Source organism: Micrococcus sp. TA1 (assembly GCF_014199555.1).
Lineage (GTDB): Bacteria > Actinomycetota > Actinomycetes > Actinomycetales > Micrococcaceae > Citricoccus.
Map to the genome: position 1 here is coordinate 426642 of NZ_JACHNW010000002.1, position 15548 is coordinate 442189.

Annotated in this window: 14 protein-coding genes and 1 riboswitch; of the genes, 8 read left to right on the forward strand and 6 right to left on the reverse strand. The window is 71.0% G+C overall.

Annotated features, from left to right (window positions below):
- Positions 1–19: 19 nt before the first annotated feature.
- Complete coding sequence (locus GGQ69_RS13265; protein ID WP_183529279.1) at positions 20–1219, forward strand: cytochrome P450; 1200 nt, start codon at positions 20–22, stop codon at positions 1217–1219.
- A 40-nt stretch (positions 1220–1259) separates the two neighbouring features.
- Here GGQ69_RS13265 and dhaL read toward each other — a convergent pair whose 3' ends face one another.
- Positions 1260–2981, reverse strand: a complete 1722-nt coding sequence (gene dhaL / locus GGQ69_RS13270) for a dihydroxyacetone kinase subunit DhaL (protein WP_183529281.1) — start codon at positions 2979–2981, stop codon at positions 1260–1262.
- A 48-nt stretch (positions 2982–3029) separates the two neighbouring features.
- Here dhaL and GGQ69_RS13275 point away from each other — a divergent pair, with 48 nt between their 5' ends.
- From GGQ69_RS13275 to GGQ69_RS13300, 6 genes are all read left to right on the forward strand, one after another.
- A complete protein-coding gene (locus GGQ69_RS13275; protein WP_183529283.1) occupies positions 3030–3515 on the forward strand; it encodes a MarR family winged helix-turn-helix transcriptional regulator in 486 nt (161 codons plus the stop codon).
- A gap of 169 nt (positions 3516–3684) precedes the next feature.
- Positions 3685–4728, forward strand: a complete 1044-nt coding sequence (locus GGQ69_RS13280) for an ABC transporter substrate-binding protein (RefSeq protein ID WP_183529285.1) — start codon at positions 3685–3687, stop codon at positions 4726–4728.
- A 132-nt stretch (positions 4729–4860) separates the two neighbouring features.
- A complete protein-coding gene (locus tag GGQ69_RS13285) occupies positions 4861–6069 on the forward strand; it encodes an MFS transporter (protein ID WP_183529287.1) in 1209 nt (402 codons plus the stop codon).
- Positions 6070–6202: 133 nt separating this feature from the next.
- Positions 6203–7339, forward strand: a complete 1137-nt coding sequence (locus GGQ69_RS13290) for a serine hydrolase (protein WP_221243808.1) — start codon at positions 6203–6205, stop codon at positions 7337–7339.
- A gap of 4 nt (positions 7340–7343) precedes the next feature.
- Positions 7344–8447 (forward strand): FAD-dependent oxidoreductase, encoded by a 1104-nt coding sequence (locus GGQ69_RS13295; protein ID WP_183529290.1) that lies wholly within the window; start codon positions 7344–7346, stop codon positions 8445–8447.
- Between the two features lie 112 nt (positions 8448–8559).
- The gene (locus tag GGQ69_RS13300) at positions 8560–8859 is read left to right on the forward strand and encodes a hypothetical protein (protein ID WP_183529292.1); all 300 of its coding nucleotides are present in this window, start codon (positions 8560–8562) and stop codon (positions 8857–8859) included.
- A gap of 71 nt (positions 8860–8930) precedes the next feature.
- Here GGQ69_RS13300 and cycA read toward each other — a convergent pair whose 3' ends face one another.
- The 3 genes from cycA to GGQ69_RS13315 all read right to left on the reverse strand — a co-directional run bounded on the left by cycA (position 8931) and on the right by GGQ69_RS13315 (position 12092).
- Positions 8931–10403 carry a D-serine/D-alanine/glycine transporter gene (gene cycA, locus GGQ69_RS13305; protein ID WP_183529294.1) on the reverse strand — a complete coding sequence of 491 codons (1473 nt, stop codon included), beginning with the start codon at positions 10401–10403 and terminating at the stop codon, positions 8931–8933.
- A 104-nt stretch (positions 10404–10507) separates the two neighbouring features.
- A complete protein-coding gene (locus GGQ69_RS13310; RefSeq protein WP_183529297.1) occupies positions 10508–11938 on the reverse strand; it encodes an L-serine ammonia-lyase in 1431 nt (476 codons plus the stop codon).
- Between the two features lie 16 nt (positions 11939–11954).
- On the reverse strand, positions 11955–12092 hold the full coding sequence (locus GGQ69_RS13315; protein WP_183529299.1) for a hypothetical protein: 138 nt from the start codon (positions 12090–12092) through the stop codon (positions 11955–11957).
- Positions 12093–12241: 149 nt separating this feature from the next.
- Positions 12242–12341, reverse strand: a riboswitch (glycine riboswitch).
- A 135-nt stretch (positions 12342–12476) separates the two neighbouring features.
- Here GGQ69_RS13315 and GGQ69_RS13320 point away from each other — a divergent pair.
- Positions 12477–13088, forward strand: a complete 612-nt coding sequence (locus GGQ69_RS13320; RefSeq protein WP_183529301.1) for a septum formation family protein — start codon at positions 12477–12479, stop codon at positions 13086–13088.
- 102 nt (positions 13089–13190) lie between these two features.
- Here GGQ69_RS13320 and GGQ69_RS13325 read toward each other — a convergent pair whose 3' ends face one another.
- Both GGQ69_RS13325 and GGQ69_RS16275 read right to left on the reverse strand, forming a co-directional pair.
- Positions 13191–14906 (reverse strand): MDR family MFS transporter, encoded by a 1716-nt coding sequence (locus GGQ69_RS13325; RefSeq protein ID WP_183529303.1) that lies wholly within the window; start codon positions 14904–14906, stop codon positions 13191–13193.
- Entirely contained in the window at positions 14903–15526 is a 624-nt protein-coding gene (locus GGQ69_RS16275; protein WP_221243768.1) for a TetR/AcrR family transcriptional regulator, read from the reverse strand. Before GGQ69_RS16275 ends, GGQ69_RS13325 begins: the two co-directional genes overlap by 4 nt.
- Positions 15527–15548 lie beyond the last annotated feature (22 nt).

Consider the following 15548-nt stretch of genomic DNA (forward strand, 5'->3'; position numbering starts at 1 on the left):
CGGCTGAAAGAGAAGACCCATGACCGCCATCGCGGGAGGCACCCCGACCCTGGACGTGGACCCGTTCTCCGTCGCCTCGCTGAAGGACCCCTTCCCCGTGGAGGACGTCATTCGGGAGGCCGGCCCCCTGGTGTGGCTGGAGTCCCACGGCGTCTGGGCCACGGGACGGGCCGAACTGGTGCAGGAGATCTTCGAGAACCACGAGGTCTTCATCTCCTCCCACGGCACCGGGCTGACCAATACCGCGCGGGAACAGAACTGGCGTACCGCGAGCGCGATCCTGGAACAGGACCGGCCCCAGCACACCGTGACCCGCAAGGTCATGAACTCCGTGCTGTCCCTGAAGGTGGTGAAGCAGCTCCAGGAGGAGTTCCAGGCCGCCGCCTTCGACGTGGTGGACGAGGTCTGCAGCCGCGGTGAGTTCGATGCCGTCACGGACCTGGCAGAGGCGTACCCCCTCCGGGTGCTGCCGGACGCCGTCGGGCTGGCACCGGAGGGGCGGCAGCACCTGCTGACGTACGCCAACCTCAACTTCCAGGCCATGGGACCGAAGGATGCCCTGTACGAGGAGGCCGTGGCCCAGGCCAGCGAGGCGAAGGAGTACGTCGACTGGCAGATGCGCCGGGAGAACATCGACGAGTCCAGGCTCGCCGGCAGGATCTTCGCCGCCGCCGACGCGGGCACGATCACCGAGGAGTCGGCCGGGCTGCTGGTCCGCACCTTCCTGTCCGCGGGGCTGGACACCACGATGCTCGGGATCGGCAACGCCCTGCTGGCCCTGTCCCGCACCCCGGCGGCGTGGGAGGCCTTCTCGGCGGACCCGTCGAAGGCTCGCGCAGTCTTCGAGGAGACCCTGCGCTATCACGCCCCCAGCCCCTACATCGGTCGCACGGTGGGCATCCGCACGGAGCTCGGCGGCGTGGTGCTCGAGCCGGAGCAGAAGGTCATCAACTGCGTCAGCGCGGCCAACCGGGATCCCCGCGCGTGGGACCGGCCCACCGAGTTCGACATCACCCGGGACGTCCGGGGCCACGCGGCCTTCGGATACGGGATCCACGCGTGCGTGGGCCAGATGATGGCCCGGATGGAGGCCGAGAGCCTGCTGAGGGCCTTCGCCACACGAGTCCGGTCCTTCGAGCTCACCGGTGAACCGGTGCCGAAGGTCAACCACTGGCTGCGCGGTTACACCTCTCTCCCGATGCGCGCGACGCTGAGGTGACCCGCACCCACCGGACTCCATAGACGGGTCCGGTGGGCGGTCATGAGGGACGCGCGGAGGGCTCCACGTCCACCGTCGCGTCCACCGTCGCGGCGGCCTGCGCCGCGGCCGCCAGCCAGAGGTGCACGGCCCAGGCGCCCGGGTCCACGTGTCCCCTGACCCGGTCCCCCGCATAACTGGACCGACCCATCCGCGGCGCCATGTCCGCCGTCGCCTCGGCCCCGGACCGGGCAGCCTCCGCGGACGCCCGGAGCGCCGTCGCCAGCGGCTGGTCGGCGGCATCGGCCAGGGCCCCGGCCGCCGGCGCCAGGGCATCCAGCATGGTCCGGTCCCCGGGCCTCGCCCCACCGAGGTCCTGGATCCCCTCCAGCCCCCGGGTCAGCGCCCGGGCCCAGTCCCCGGCCTGCGGTTCCTCGATGCCGTGCAGCGCCTCGGAGGCTTTGAGCAGGAAGACCGCGTACAGGGGTCCCGACGTGCCCCCGATGCTCCTACGGGCCAGTGCTGAGATCCGGCGCAACAATCGGTCCGGACGGGCCGGCAGGGCCGCGCCCTCCTCACGCACCGTCCGGGCGCCACGCTCGAGGCTATGGCCGAGGTCGCCGTCGCCCACCTGCTGGTCCATGGCGGTCAGTTCGGGTTCCGCACGCTCGAGCGCCTCCAGGACCGCCTCCAGGATGAAGCGCCCCGGACCGGACAGCTCCGACCCCTCGCGGGCAGCGGACTCCGCCACCGGTGCCGCGAGGCTCGGGGACTGGTTGATCTCGCCCGATCCCGTGGGCCAGGCAGCGGTCCGGACGGGTGCGTCCAGGTACCCCAGCAGGTCCTCGTCCACGGCCACCACGGACAGTGAGACCCCGGGCATCTCCATGGCAGTGAGGAACGCCCCGGACCAGGCCCTGGCCACGGTGACACCCCGGGCCTGGAGCCAGGACAGCGCGGCGTCGGTGACCACGGACACCTCCATGGCCGAGCTGCCGCCCAGGTTGTTGACCAGCAGGGCCACGGGCTGCCCCTCGGCCGCCCGCCCGGCGGCCAGGCAGGCCGTCAGCAGGCGGTCCACGGTTTCCGAGGCGGAGGACACCCCGGACCGCTCCACGCCCTGCTCACCGTGGATGCCGAGGCCCCACTCGACCTCCTCCCCGCCGAGCTCGAAACTGGGCGTGCCGGCGGCCGGGACCGTACACGAGCCGAGGGCCACGCCCATGGTGGCGAGGCCCCCAGAGGCCCTCTGCGCGGCGTCGGCCACGGCGTCCAGGCCCAGTCCCGCCGCGGCGGCCGCCCCGGCGACCTTGTGCACGAGGACCGTGCCGGCGATCCCGCGGTGACCCGCATGGTCCACCGACTCGCCCAGTGCCACGTCGTCGGCCACGACCACCATCCGGACGTCGATGCCGTCGGCCCGGGCGATCTCCGCCGCCAGACCGAAGTTCAACCGGTCCCCGGTGTAGTTCTTGACCACGAGCAGGACCCCGGCGCCGGAATCCACGGCGCGGATTCCCACGAGGACGTCGTCCACCGAAGGTGACGTGAACACCTCGCCGGACACGGCCCCGGTGAGCATGCCGGGACCCACGAACCCGGCGTGGGCCGGTTCGTGGCCCGCCCCGCCGCCGGAGAGGACCGCCACGGTCCCACGCCCGGCAGCCCCCGCGTCCACCACGGTCCGGGTGCCCTCCAGGAGGCGCAGGTGCGGGTTCAACCGCACCAGCCCGGACAGCGACTCGACGACGACGGAGCGCGGATTGTTGATGAGCTTCTTCATGGTGCCCTTCGGTCTGGAACGGTTCTCACTGGTGGTTGGATGGGCCACATGCCCTCCGAACCGATTCGCACCCCTCTCGATCACACGATCGACCGGGAGACGTTCACCCCGGCCTACCTGTCCCTGGTGGACAACGCCCACGTCTGGGGTGGATCCCGCATCTACAACGAGCGCTTCGGTGTCACCTCCCCGGACTTCGCCATCCTGTCCACCCTGTCCAACCGCCCGGGGTGCCAGGCAGTGGACGTCTCGGAACAGGTCGCCCTGGACAAGTCGGTGGTCAGCCGTCGGCTCCAGCGACTGAGGGACAAGGACCTCATCTGCTGGGAGCAGGATGGCCCCCGCCGCCGCCTGTACCTGACCGCCAAGGGCGCGGAGGTCCATGACGCGGTCCTGCCCGTCGCCCTCGAGCGGGCCGACCTGATGGTCCACGGGTTCACCACCGAGGAACGGGCACAACTGCAGTCGTTCCTGCGCCGGATGTACGAGAACATCCCGCTCATGAACAACCCGCCGTCGCTGCACGGTTCCTGAACTGCGCCTCCTTCCCTGAACAGGCTTCCTCCTCGCCCCCGCAGCCAAGGCCCGCGGAGCCGACGTCACGGTGAGGGGTACTTGTCGAATCGTATGTGAGGTGCGACACTCGTTGCAATTGCAACTCAAGTTGTGACGCCCCTTGCTGTGACCCTGAAGGCAGGTAGCCATGAAGAGAACCCACGTCGCGCTCGCCACGGTGGCCGCGTCCATGCTGTTGCTCACCGGTTGCGGTTCCGGCAGCCCCTCCGGGGCAGCGACGTCCTCCAGCGCCGCGGCCGGGGCGGACGCTCCTACCGCCTCCCAGGCCGGTTCATCGGACACCCCCGACGGCGACCTGCAGACCGTCCACGTGGCCGCCGTCCCCGTGGTCGACGTGGCGGCCATCTATTTGGGCGAGGAGAAGGGCTTCTTCGCCGAGAAGGGGATGACGATCGACATCCAGTTCACCCCGGGCAGCTCGGTCTCCATCCCGGCCCTGCTGCAGGATCAGTACGACGTCGTCTACACCGGCAGCGTCAATGCCTTCCAGGCCCGGGAGAAGGGCCTGCCCGTCATCGCCGTCGCCGAGGGCGGGCGGACCACGGGTGAGCCCGGAGCAGACCACGGGGGCATCGTCGTCCCCGAGGACTCCACGATCGAGGACGCCGGGGACCTGGAGGGCAGGTCCGTGGCCGTGAACGCCGTGAAGGGCCTGCACGAGGCGGCCATCAGGCAGTCCGTCAAGAAGGCCGGTGGCGACCCGGACACGGTGAACTTCCTGGAGCTCCCGCTGCCGGACATGCAACCGGCCATGGAACGCGGCGACGTGGACGCCATCTCGACCTCGGAGCCCTTCCTCGGCAACGCCAAGGATGCCGGCCACCGATTGATCGCCGACCCGTACATCGACGTGGACCCCGAGTTCGTGACGGCGGTCTACCTCACCTCGGAGCAGAAGTGGGCGGAGGACCCCCAGTTCGTCAAGGATTTCGTTGAGGTCGTCAAGAGATCCCAGGAGTACGCCACCGAGAACCCGGAGGAGTTCCGCACCGAGCTGTCCAACTTCACGGAGATCGATCCGGCCACGGCGAAGACGATGATCCTGACGAAGTTCGGCTGGGGTTTCCCGGACCAGGCCATGGAACGCGGCGCCCAGGCCACCGAGGAGGCCGGGATCATCGCCGATGCGGACAAGGGCCTGGAGGGACTCGTGGTGGACGTGCAGGAGTAGGCCCCACCTGGTCGAAGCCATGGAACTGCACGAGCTCATCGAAGGAGAACCAGCCCTGTTGGTAGAGCGTGGTCCACGCCGGGACGAGATCCTGCGAGGTGCCCGAACGGCCATCGCGTACCTTGGCCTGTTGTGACCCCTCCCCTTCCGCGCTCCGCACCGCAGCCCGGCCCGGCGGACCACGACGCCGGCCCCCGCCCCATCCGGCCGCCGGCCGGCGTCGCCCTGGCCTCCTTCACCTCCAGCTTCGACCGCTTCGCGGTCTCCCCGCTGCTGGTGGTGCTCGCCACGGACCTGGGCGCCTCCCTCGCCCAGGCCCTGGCGGTGGCCGGCGTCTACTTCCTGGCCTACGGGTTCACGCAACCGGTGTGGGGCACCCTGTCCGACCGGTTCGGCCGGATGCGGCTGATGCGCGTGGCGCTGCTCGGCGCCGCGGTCACCGGGATCCTCTCGGCCCTGGCGCCGAACCTCGCCCTGCTGATCATGGCCCGCGCCCTGACCGGGGTCTTCTTCGGCGGGATCATCCCCACCGCCATCACGTACATCGGGGACACCGTCCCCGGCCCGCACCGGCACGGCGCGCTGGCGGACAACATGTCCGCGGTCGCCGTCGGCACCGCGCTGGCCACCGCCGCGGCCGGCTTCATCGGCGAGACCGTGGGCTGGCGGCTGATGTTCGCGATCCCGCCCGTGCTCGCGCTGTTCTGCCTGCTCGCGCTGCGCGGCCGGCCCGACCCCGGCCTCGCGGAACCCACCGGGCTGTGGCGCGCGATCACCACGGCGCTGTCCGACCGGTGGATGCTGCTGATCATGGTCCTGGTGTTCACCGAGGGCGCCGTGGTGCTCGGCATCCTCACCCTGCTCGCCCCCGCCCTGCAGGACCAGGGCCTGGACGCGACCACCGCCGGACTGGCCGTGGCCAGCTACGGCCTGTCCACCCTGGTCTCGAGCCGGCTCGTCCGCCCGTTGGCCCGGCGCCTGTCCCGGCCGGTGATCATGGCCCTCGGCGGGGCGGGGCTGGTGGCCGGGTACGCCGCCGTCGCCGTCCACGTCTCGGTGGGCACCGTGGTGACCGCCGCCCTGCTGCTCGGCTGGACGTGGGCGCTGCTGCACACCTCCCTGCAGGCCTGGGCCACCGAGGTGCTGCCCGCCCTGCGCGGCACCGCCGTCGCGTTGTTCGCCGCCTCCCTGTTCGCCGGCAGCGCCGTGGGCACCCTGGCCGCCGGTCCCTTCGCGGACGCGGGCCAGTGGTCCGGGCTGTTCGGCGTCACCGCTTCCGTCGCCGCGGTGCTCGTGGTGGCCGCCGTGACCGGGCGGCGAGCACACCTGCGCTCGCCCTGAGGCCTTCCGGCCCGTCCGCGGCGGTCGGTACGCTCCTCGGACGCGGAGCGCACGTCAAAAGCGCGCGGGGACGGAGGAGACCATAACCGGGACCACCGACACGGCCGGGACCGCCGCACCCCTCGAGGAGTTCCTGCAACGGCTCGTCGAGGACGGAACGGTGCCCGGGGCCCTCCTCGTCGTCAGCGGCGCCGGCACATCCTGGGAGGGCTCCACGGTGGTGTGCGCCGGATCCATGGCCGAGGACGGCCCACCCATGCGCCCGGATGCGCTCATGCGCATCCAGTCCATGACCAAGCCCCTCACCGCCGCGGCGACCCTCATCGCGGTGCAGGAGGGCGAGCTCTCCCTGGAGGACCCCGTCCTGCGGTGGCTGCCCGAACTGGCCGAGCGCACGGTGCTGCGGGCCCACGATGCCGAGCTGTCCGACGTCGTGCCCGCGGACCGCGAGATCACCGTGCGGGACCTGCTGGTCAACGGCGGCGGTTACGGCATGGAGATGACGGACTCTCCCCTGGCCCGGCGCATGGTGGACCTGGGGGTCTCCGCCAGCCCGGACCAGACGGTGGACGTGGGCGCCGACGAATGGCTGCGGTGCCTGGCCACCCTGCCGCTGGCGCACCAGCCCGGGGAGGGCTTCCGCTACCACCACGGCTTCAGCGTGCTCGGCATCCTGCTGCAGCGGATGGCCGGCGTGGCACTCCAGGACCACCTGGACCGCGTGCTCTTCTCACCCCTGGGGATGGAGGACACCTCCCTGTGGGTGCCGCCGGAGAAGGCCTCCCGCCTGCCGGCCGCCTTCCGCCGCGTGGACGGGGAGCTGCGGGAGACCGAACCGCTCGGCGGGGGTTTCTACGTGGGCGAGCCGGCCTTCGACACCGCCCACGGCGAGCTCGTCTCCACGGCCCGGGACTACCTGCGGTTCGCGCGCATGCTCGCCGACGGTGGACGGCATGCGGGACACCGGTTCCTGGACGCCGCGCTCGTGGCCGAGATGACCCGCGACCAGGTGGCCCCGCAGGCCAAGACCCCCGAGAGCATGATCACCGGGTTCTGGGACACGACCGGGTGGGGATACGGCATCTCCGTGGAGACCTCCGGGGACCATCCCGGGCGCCTGGGCTGGTCCGGCGGCCAGGGCACGACCTTCCTCATCGATCCGGACGGCACGATCGTCATCTTCCTCAGCCAGGTCGAGGCAGACGCGAGGATGGGCGCCGTGTTCCAGGCGGTGCACGGACTGGCGGCGGGTCCGGGACTGCCACACTGAGCGCATGAACACCGCCACGATCGTCGGCGCGGGCATCGCCGGACTGGCCACCGCCACCGCCCTGCACCACGCCGGGTGGCACGTCACCGTCCTGGAACGCGAACGGTCCCTCTCCACGGCCGGGACCCAGCTGGGCATCTGGCCCGGCGCCTGGCGCACCCTGGTCTCCCTCGGCGTCGCCGAGCGGCTGGCCCCGGCGGCCGGCAGCGGCCCGGCGGGCCCCGGCGTCGGGACCTCCGGCGAGGCGACCGACGGGATCTCCAGCGGCGTCTCCGGCGGCCGGATCCTGCGTCCCGACGGCACCGTCCTGGCCCAGGTCAGTCTCCGCGGCCGGGGCCCCGGCCTGCACCTGGTCCCGCGGATGACCCTCCTCGAGGCACTGCTCGCCGGGCTGCCCAAGGGCACCGTGCGCTTCTCCACCCCCGTGGGCCCTGACGCCCCCGCCCCGCCGGCGGACGTCGTCGTGGGCGCGGACGGGATCAACAGCGCCGTGCGCGCCGCGGCGTTCCCGGCAGCCCGCGTGTCCGACGCCGGCCTGGTCGCCTTCCGCGGCGTGGCTCCGGTGCCCAGCGGGGGCGCCGACGAGACGTGGGGTGCGGAACTGCTGTTCGGGACCAGCCCGTTCCCCGGCGGCGGCACCAACTGGTACGCGTGCCTGCCGCTGGAGCGGGCCGGCTCCCGGGCCCAGGACCCGCTGACCGTGCTGCGCCGGGAGTTCGCCGGCTGGCACGCCGGCGTGCAACGGGTGCTCGACGCCGTCTCCCCCGCGTCGATCGACCGCCGCCGGCTGAAGTGGTCGCAACCGATGCCCTCCTACGTCTCGGCCGGCACGGTGCTGGTGGGCGACGCCGCGCACGCGATGCTGCCGCACCTGGGCCGCGGGGGTGGGGAGGCGCTGACCGACGGACTGGTGCTGGCCGAGTCCCTGGTGGACGCCCAGACCGTCGCCGAGGGCCTGCGCCGCTATGACACCGCCCGGCGCGCACCGACCCAGCGGATCGTGCGGGCCTCGGCACTGATGGCCCGGGTCAGCAACCGGACCCGCCACACCGGGGCCCGGGACCTGGCCGTGCGGGCGTTGGGCACCCTGGTGACGCTGCGCGGCTGAGCCCTGTCCCGCGTGGCGTGCGTCCCTGGGTTCGGTGACGCCTCCCCTGTTGCGAGAGCGCCCGGAGCGGGACACTGGAGGCGTCCCTGTGCCCTGCGGACGAAAGAGGCCGATGTTTCCCGCGCTCGTGGTCCTTCTGCTGATCCTGTTCGTCGCCGTGGGCGCCTCGCTGCTGACGTGGTCGAGCATGCGCGACGTCCGGGAGGAGAGGGCCGCGATCGAGCGGCGCGGCCAGCTGGACCGGCGTGAACGCACCCTGGCCGCCGTCGCCCTCTACGAGCAGGCCGATCGCATGGAGGCGGAGGCCAGGGCCCTGGAGGAGGCCGGGTTCAGCGCGGCCCGGCAGGCCCTGGACAGCGCCGCCGAGATGCGGGCCCTGGCCCGGCGCCTGGAACCGGGTCCCGAGGACTGACGGCCGAACGCCCCCGGGGGCGTCCCGGGGGCGTTCGGTCTCCGCCGGCCGTCGCGGGCCGTCGTGCGGGCTCAGCGCATCGGGGTGGGTTCCCGCGTGGCCTGCTCCTTCAGGAAGGCCTCCCGGTGCTCCTTCTCCAGCATGACCTTGGCGTCGTGCTCGGCGCGCAGCTCGCCGTGCTTGGGGTTGCGGCGCAGGACGAGGTACCCGATGCCCAGGGCGATGAACCATATAGGCGTGAAGAGCAGCGCGGCCAGGGTGTCCGGCTGGGTGGTCAGGGCCCAGATCACGAAGCCGAAGAACGCCAGCACCACGAAGGGCATGAACGATGCCCCCGGCATCTTGAACGAGCTCGCCTGGTGCAGGTGGGGGCGGCGGAACCGGTACACGATGTAGCTGACCATGATGATGGACCACACGAACATGAAGCACAGCGCGGAGATCGTCGTGACCAGGGTGAAGGCCTCCGACACGCCGGCTCCGGCATAGAGCAGGACCACGCCCCCGAGCAGGAACACGCAGGAGAACAGCAGGGCGTTGCGCGGCACGTGCCGCTTGGAGAGCCGGCCGAACTGCCGGGGTGCCTCGCCGGTCTGCGCCAGGCCGTAGACCATGCGGGACGTGGAGTAGATGCCGGCGTTGGCCGAGGAGGCGGCGGAGGTCAGCACGATGAAGTTCACCACGCCGGCGGCACCGGCCAGTCCGGCCAGGGCGAACATGGCCACGAAGGGAGACTCGTCGGCGCTGTAGGTGGTCCAGGGCCGGACGGCCATGAAGATGATCAGCGCGCCGACGTAGAACAGCAGGATGCGGATCGGGATGGAGTTGATCGCCCGGGGCAGGTTCTTCTCCGGGTCCTTGGTCTCGGCGGCCGCGGTCCCCACGAGCTCGATGCCGACGAAGGCGAAGACGGCGATCTGGAACCCGGCGACGAAGCCCATGAAGCCGGTGGGGAACATGCCGCCGTGCGTCCAGATGTTGTCGAAGCTGGCCTGGACGCCATCGTTCTCGAACCCGGTGATGATCATGACCAGGCCGATGACGATCAGGGCCACGATCGCCACGATCTTGATCAGGGCGAACCAGAACTCGGTCTCGCCGAAGGCCTTCACCGTGGGCAGGTTCAGGCCCAGCAGCAACGCGATGCAGGCGATCGCGGGGATCCACAGGGGCAGGTCGGGCCACCAGAAGGAGACGTAGTAGGCGATGGCGACGACGTCCGCGATCCCGGTGACGACCCAGCAGAACCAGTAGGTCCACCCGGTGAAGAACGCGGCCCAGGGCCCGAGAAGGTCACCGGCGAAGTCGGCGAAGTTCTTGTAGTCCGTGTTGCTCAGCAGCAGCTCGCCCATGGCGCGCATGACGAAGAACAGCATGAAGCCGATGATCATGTAGACGAAGATCACCGAGGGCCCGGCCACCGAGATGGTCTTCCCCGAGCCCATGAACAGGCCGGTGCCGATGGCTCCGCCGATGGCGATCAGCTGGATGTGCCGGTTGGACAGTGCCCGTTCGAGATGGGGCGACTGAGGGGTTTCGCTCATGATGGAGCCTCTTCCCAGGTGTGATCTGCGGGTGGGGTTGGGATGGCTCCGGGTCGGTGATCCGGAGTCGTGACCGGCGCGCGAGGCCCCGGACGTGTGACGCGTCAGCAGGCGACGACGTTGACGGCCAGTCCTCCGAGGGCCGTCTCCTTGTACTTGTGACTCATGTCCTTACCAGTCTCGCGCATGGTGACGATGACCTCGTCCAGGCTGACCCGGTGGGTGCCGTCACCCCACATCGCCATCTTGGCCGCGTTGATCGCCTTGGCCGCGGCGATCGCGTTGCGCTCGATGCAGGGGATCTGCACGAGTCCGCCGATGGGGTCACAGGTCAGGCCCAGGTTGTGCTCCATGGCGATCTCCGCGGCGTTCTCCACGTGGGCGGGCGAACCGCCGAGGACCTCCGCCAGGCCGGCGGCCGCCATGGAGGAGGCCGAACCGACCTCACCCTGGCAGCCCACCTCGGCGCCCGAGATGGAGGCCTGCTCCTTGTACAGCACGCCCACCGCCGCGGCGGCCAGGAGGAACCGGGTGACGATCTGCTCCCGCGCGACGCGGAGCGCCTCGGGCCCCTGGGCGGCCGCGTCGAGGGCCGCCGGGGAGTAGTGGGTGGCGTAGAACAGCACCGCCGGGATGATGCCGGCGGCCCCGTTGGTGGGGGCGGTGACGACCCGGCCGCCCGAGGCGTTCTCCTCGTTGACCGCCAGCGCGACCAGGTTGACCCACTCCTGCCAGAACTTCGGGTCCCGGTCCGGGTCCTCTTCACGCAGGCGACGGTGCCACTCCGGGGCCCGGCGTGCGACGTTCAGTCCGCCCGGCAGCAGGCCGGTGCGCCGCAGGCTCGAGTCCTTGCACTCCTCCATCACGGTCCAGATGTGCAGCAGCCCGGCGCGGATCTCGTCCTCGGTGCGCCGGGTCCGCTCGTTGGCCAGCATCACCTCGCTGATGTCCATCCCGGTGGCGTGGCAGTGCTCGAGCAGTTGCTGGGCGGTGCTGAACGGGTGGGGCACCGTGGCCCCGGACCCATCCTGCTGGTCCCCGCCGGCGTCCTCCTCACCCTCCTGGACGATGAAGCCGCCACCCACGGAGAACCAGGTCTCGTCCGCCAGGACGGAGCCCTCGGCGTCCAGCGCCTGGAACCGCATGCCGTTGGTGTGCCGGTCGAGCACGGTCAGCGGGTGCTGCACCATGTCCTTCACCCCGTAGGGCAGGTCCTTGCCCGCCCCGAGGGCGGAGCACAGGCGCAGGGTGCCGGTGGAGTCGATGTCGGCCAGACGCTCCTCAACCTGGTCGGGCAGGATGAGCTCCGGGTCGTAGCCCTCCAGCCCGAGCAGGATCGCGGTGAAGGTGCCGTGTCCGCGACCGGTGGCCGCGAGGGATCCGTAGATGTCCAACCGCAGGTCGGCGGTGCGTTCCAGGAGATCCCCGGCGACCAGGGTCTCGGCGAACCGGCGCGCGGCCCGCATGGGGCCGACGGTGTGCGAACTGGAGGGACCGATGCCGACGGTGAACAGGTCGAAGACGCTGATGCTCATGGTGTTGTCCCGGGCCTCAGCGCCCGGCTCCGATCGGGTCGAGGTCCGGGTGGGCGGCAGTCACGGCCGCGTACCGGCCCGGACCGACCGCACGGTCGGTGAGGGTGGCGTCGGGCAGGTCGAGGGCATCCGGAAGAACGGGGGTGATCGGCATGAGGGAACTCCAGGCTTCTGCGCGGTGTCCCCGCGCGGTCCGTGTGTTCCTCCCCGATCTGTAGCTCGGCCTGAGAGTTTCCATCCCACCCGGGCGGGACTTGCTCCTTCGGCGAACGCGGAGGATGCCGCGCTACTTTCCAGATGTGCCTCGATGCGGCGGTACGGGGGCCTGAGAGTTTCCTGGGGAGGATTTGCTCCTACGGCGCCCGACCGGTGCTGCTGGACGGGACTCTCCCGCCGCACTCAACGGCTCTTCGGTTGTGACTGCGCTCACACCTTAGCGGTGTGCCGCGTTCCTGGCAACACGGCCGTGACGTTCACCCACGACGTCACCGTACCGCGATCCGGCATCCGGGCCCTGATCTGGCCGTATGCTCCCTCCATGACATCGCCGCGGCGTGGGCCGCTTCCGTGGCCCGGCCTGGCCGCCCTCGCCGCCGGACTGGCTGCTGCATCACTGGCCCTCACCGGCTGTACCGCCGTTCCCGACGAGGTGGACGAGTTCGCCCGCGGGTTCGGCGTGGAGATCAACCCGGATCGCACCGACATCACCGGCCTGGCCGTCGGGGACTGCTTCAACGGGTTCGAGGACGTGGGCAACGCCGTGACCACCGTGGACTGCGCCGAGGAACACGACTCCGAGTTGCTCCACGTGGTCACCGTGCCCGAGTCCGTGGCCGAGTTCCCCGGCGAGGACCGGGAACACCTCTGGCTCGAGCCCGAGGATGAGTGCCTGGGGACGGTGTTCGAGGACTACGTCGGGGAGCCGTACGAGTCCTCAGGCTGGGACGTGTACACGTTCCGGCCCACGGAGCGGGCCTGGGCCGAGGGTGACCGCACCGTCCAGTGCGTGGTCTACAGCCTGGAGGGCGGGTCCTGGACGGGCAGCCCCTCCACGGGTGACGCCGAGGTCATCCCCTTCGTGGGGCCGGACGATGCGCCCTTCGAGGCACCGGACGCCACGCCCCCGGACGCCGACCCCGTCGAGGGCTGACCCGCTCACCGCACGGCGACCGGAGCCGGCCCACCGACCGCGCGAGCGGTCGACGGTTGCGCGGCCGGCGGACGACGTCGCGGGCGGTCGCCGACGGCGGTACTACCGGGACCGCAGGGCGGGCGCGTGGCTCCGTTCGGGCGCGGAGTCGCCCGCGGGCTCATGGCTCGAGCCGGGCATGACGATCGAGAGGCTGCCCGTGGCCAGCGGTTCGGACTCCACCGTCCGCTCGATCCGGGTGGCCAGCGGCTTCTCCGTGACGAACACCAGCAGGACGGCGGCGATCAGGCCCAGCGGCGCGATCCACAGGAAGATCGGGGTCAGGGCGTCCGAGTATGCGGTGATCACCAGGTCGTGCAGCGGATCCGGCAGCGCGGACACCGCGGCCGGGGTCAATGACTCCGCACTGCCCATCTGGCCCGCGCCCGCCGAGGGCAGCCGCTCGACCAGCAGTCCGGCCAGCCGCGAGGCGAACAGGCTGCCGACCAGGGAGGAGCCCAGGGTGGCGCCGATCTGGCGGAAGTAGTTGTTGGAGGCCGTGGCGGTGCCCACCATGGTGACCGGGAAGGTGTTCTGCACGATCAGCACGAGGTTCTGCATGGACAGGCCGAGGCCCATCCCCAGCAGTGCCATGTAACCGCACGCCATCCAGAGGGGCTGGTGCGGGTCCATCAGGGACAGCAGGACCAGGGCGACGGCGATGACCAGCGCACCCACCACGGGGTACCACTTGTACTTGCCGTACCGGGAGATCAGCGCCCCGGACGCCGTCGAGGTGAGCAGCATGGCGCCCATCATGGGGATCATCGCCAGGCCGGCGACGGAGGCGTCCAGGCCGAAGGACATCTGCAGGTACGTGGGCATGTACCCGAGGGCGCCGAACATGGCCACGCCGATGAACAGGCCGGCCACGGTGGTCAGCACGAAGTTGGTCTCGCGGAACAGGGACATCGGGATCAGGGGCTCGGCGGTGCGCCGTTCGACCAGCACGAAGACGACACCGGCCACGACCGTCACGGCGATCAGGCCCAGGATGACCGGGTCGGACCACGCGTAGGTGCCGCCGCCCCAGGTGGTGACCAGCACAAGGGCGGTGGTGGCGACGGCGATCAGAGACATCCCGTACCAGTCCAGGGTCGGGCGACCGTGCCGGTGGCGGGGCAGCTTGAGGAAGAAGATCGCGGCCAGCAGGGCCAGCACGCCGATCGGGATGTTGATCCAGAAGGCCCAGCGCCAGCCGGGTCCGTCCGTGAACCACCCGCCGAGCAGGGGTCCCACCACGGAGGCCAGGGCGAACACCCCGCCCATGACGCCCATGTACTTGCCGCGTTCCCGGGCGGGGACCACGTCGGCGATGGCCGCCTGGGCCAGGATCATCAGTCCACCGCCGCCGATGCCCTGGATGACGCGGGACAGGATCAGCATGCCCATGTCCCCGGCCAGGCCGCCGACCACGGAGCCGAGCATGAACAGGCTGATCGCGGCGATGAGCAGCGGCCTGCGGCCGATCTGGTCACCGACCTTGCCGTAGATGGGCATGACGATGGTGGTGGCCAGGATGTAGGCGGTGATGACCCACACCATCTGGCTCACCCCGTTGAGCTCGCCCACGATCGTGGGCAGGGCCGTGGCGAAGACCGTCTGGTTCAGGGCGGCCAGCAGCATCGCCAGCATGAGGCCGACGAAGAGCGGGACGAGCGTCCCCGGGGGGATCGTCGAACCGGCCTCGGCCCGGTTCGGGGCCGCACCGGAGGCGCTGGCCTCCGTCGGAGCGGTGGCGGTGGGACTTCGACGGCGGTCGCGGGGGGTCTGGGTCATGAAAGCTTCCTGTAGAGGTCTTGGAACAGTTCGATCGCGTCGAGGACGGCCTCCGGCTCCAGCTGTCCGGTGGGCAGCGGGCCCTGGGCCATGATCGCGTAGCGCAACGGGGTGCCCGCCGCGGTGGTCAGCATCCGGGCGGTGTCCTCGACCCCGTGCCCGTGCAGTCCCTGCGACCACTCGGGATGGCCGGCCATCGCCGCGGCGAGCGCGCGCTGGACGAGGTCCTCACACTCCAGGGACAGCTCCCGGCGCCGGATGAGCAGGTGCGGGAACTTGGCGAACAACCGGCCCCGGCGCTCGACGTCCCCCTCGGCGTAGGCGCTGCGGCTGACGCCGAGCATCAGCTCCGTGGTGCGGCGCAACAGGCCGTCCCCGTCCAGGAATCCCTCGGGCAGTTCCGGGGGCTGGGGGCTGCGGACGCCGAGGATGGCGTCCTCCTTGGTGGGGAAGTAGTTGAAGAAGGTCCGCTGGGACACTCCGGCCTCGCTGGCGATGGCCTCGACGGTCACGCAGGGGATGTCCTCGTCCAGGGCCAGTCCGGCGGCCGCGTCGTGGATGAGATTCCACGTCTCGAGCTTTTTGCGCTCGCGCAGGGAGAGGGTATCCGCAGGGGTCATGGATCATATTTTTGCACGACTG

Bases quoted from the DNA above. Each gene is read 5' to 3' on its own strand.
- GGQ69_RS13320 (WP_183529301.1), top strand. From the start codon at position 12,477: ATGACATCGCCGCGGCGTGGGCCGCTTCCGTGGCCCGGCCTGGCCGCC.
- GGQ69_RS16275 (WP_221243768.1), bottom strand. From the start codon at position 15,526: ATGACCCCTGCGGATACCCTCTCCCTGCGCGAGCGCAAAAAGCTCGAG.
- GGQ69_RS13280 (WP_183529285.1), top strand. From the start codon at position 3,685: ATGAAGAGAACCCACGTCGCGCTCGCCACGGTGGCCGCGTCCATGCTG.
- GGQ69_RS13300 (WP_183529292.1), top strand. From the start codon at position 8,560: ATGTTTCCCGCGCTCGTGGTCCTTCTGCTGATCCTGTTCGTCGCCGTG.
- GGQ69_RS13315 (WP_183529299.1), bottom strand. From the start codon at position 12,092: ATGCCGATCACCCCCGTTCTTCCGGATGCCCTCGACCTGCCCGACGCC.
- GGQ69_RS13275 (WP_183529283.1), top strand. From the start codon at position 3,030: ATGCCCTCCGAACCGATTCGCACCCCTCTCGATCACACGATCGACCGG.
- GGQ69_RS13325 (WP_183529303.1), bottom strand. From the start codon at position 14,906: ATGACCCAGACCCCCCGCGACCGCCGTCGAAGTCCCACCGCCACCGCT.
- GGQ69_RS13265 (WP_183529279.1), top strand. From the start codon at position 20: ATGACCGCCATCGCGGGAGGCACCCCGACCCTGGACGTGGACCCGTTC.
- GGQ69_RS13310 (WP_183529297.1), bottom strand. From the start codon at position 11,938: ATGAGCATCAGCGTCTTCGACCTGTTCACCGTCGGCATCGGTCCCTCC.
- GGQ69_RS13295 (WP_183529290.1), top strand. From the start codon at position 7,344: ATGAACACCGCCACGATCGTCGGCGCGGGCATCGCCGGACTGGCCACC.
- cycA (WP_183529294.1), bottom strand. From the start codon at position 10,403: ATGAGCGAAACCCCTCAGTCGCCCCATCTCGAACGGGCACTGTCCAAC.
- dhaL (WP_183529281.1), bottom strand. From the start codon at position 2,981: ATGAAGAAGCTCATCAACAATCCGCGCTCCGTCGTCGTCGAGTCGCTG.